The following is a 1,486-nucleotide window of genomic DNA, read 5'->3' as shown; positions in this document are numbered from 1 at the left end:
TCGCCGTCGTAGTCGTCCTCCACCACGAACCCGTCCACCGCGCGCGCCCACTCCAGGAGCCGTGCGCGGCGCTCCGGCGCGTACGCGATGCCGGTGGGGAACTGGTGGGCCGGCGTGGTGACGACCGCGCGCACACGCGCGTGGCGCAGCGGTCCGAGGGCGAGCCCGCCGTCGTCCAGGGGCAGCGGTACGACGCCCAGACCGGCGCCCGCGTACAGGGCGGCGTGCGGCGGGCTCCCGGGGTCCTCCACGCCGACCTCGCGGATCCCGCGCGCGTGGAAGGCGCCGCCGAGCAGCGCGAGCGCCTGCGCGACGCCGGAGACGACGATCAGCCGCTCCGGATCGGCGACGACTCCCCGGCGCCGGGTCAGCAGGGCGGCGAGGGCCGTGCGCAGGCGGGGGAGGCCGCGCGGGTCGGGGTAGCCGAGGTCCTGGTGGGGGAGTTCGGCCAGCACGGCGCGCTGGGCCGCGGACCAGGCGGCGCGCGGGAACAGCGACAGGTCCGGTGAGCCGGGCACGAAGTCGACGCGCGCACCCGGTGAGCGCGGCGCACGGTCCCGCGCGCGGGGCGCCGCCGCGCGGACGGCGTCCCCGACCCAGGTTCCCGCGCCGCGCCCGCTGCGGAGATACCCCTCGGCCGTCAACTGCTCGTACGCCTCGGTCACCAGCCCCCGCGACACGCCCAGATCGGCGGCGAGGTCCCGGCTCGACGGCAGCCGTGTCCCGGCGGCCAGCCGTCCCGTACGGATCGCCTCCCGCAGAGCCTGCTGCACCGCGCGTCCCCGCGCGCGTGCGGGCGCGGCGACCGCAGGCCGCAGCACCTCCCACGGAGTGGTCCCCGACGACGCCATGGAAGTGGACCTTAACGCGGGCCGCCGCCGTTCCTAACGTCCCGTCCATGAACGCCACTTCCGCGCGCGGAGCGCTCTTCGCCGCGCTCGCCTGCCTCCTCGTCGGGGCCTCCTTCACCGCCAACAGCATGCTGGGCGACTATCCGTACGCGGGCGGGCAGGCGCTGCGCTACGGCCTCGCCTTCCTCCTGCTCGCGCCTCTGGCGCGTGGCGCACGGCAGCGCCTTCTGCACCTGACCCTCCGCCAATGGTTGCGCGTCGCACTGCTGTCGGGCGTCGGCATGGTCGGCTTCAACCTGGCCGTCCTCGCGGCGGAACAGTCCGCCGAACCTGCCGTCCCCGGCGTGTTCGTCGGGTGCGCGCCGGTCGTCGTCGCCGTCCTGGTGCCGCTCCTGGAAGGGCGCCGGCCCCGGCTGTGGGGTGCGTTTCTGGTGGCCGCGGGCGCGTTCGTCGTGCAGGGGTGGGGGCGTACGGACAGCGCCGGGCTCGCGTTCTCCGCCTGCGCGCTGGCCGGTGAGGTGGGGTTCGCGGTCCTGGCGGTGCCGGTGCTGCGTGCGCTCGGGCCGGTGCTGACGTCGGCGACGGTGTGCGGGGTGGCCGCGGTCGAGTCGGCTGTGCTGGGGGTGGTTGTCGAC

The 1,486-nt window shown here is 76.4% G+C and carries 2 protein-coding genes; one reads left to right on the top strand and one right to left on the bottom strand.

Annotated features, from left to right (window positions below; genetic code table 11):
- Positions 1-851 (bottom strand): aminotransferase-like domain-containing protein (locus tag AOK24_RS25360; protein ID WP_159051976.1); only part of this gene is annotated, 851 nt, incomplete at its 3' end.
- A 47-nt stretch (positions 852-898) separates the two neighbouring features.
- Here AOK24_RS25360 and AOK24_RS25355 point away from each other — a divergent pair.
- Positions 899-1,486 (top strand): EamA family transporter (locus tag AOK24_RS25355; protein ID WP_159051975.1); only part of this gene is annotated, 588 nt, incomplete at its 3' end.

The sequence above is a fragment of the Streptomyces niveiscabiei genome (genome assembly GCF_001419795.1).
GTDB classification, from domain to species: domain Bacteria; phylum Actinomycetota; class Actinomycetes; order Streptomycetales; family Streptomycetaceae; genus Streptomyces; species Streptomyces niveiscabiei.
This window is presented reverse-complemented; position numbering and strand designations above follow the sequence as displayed.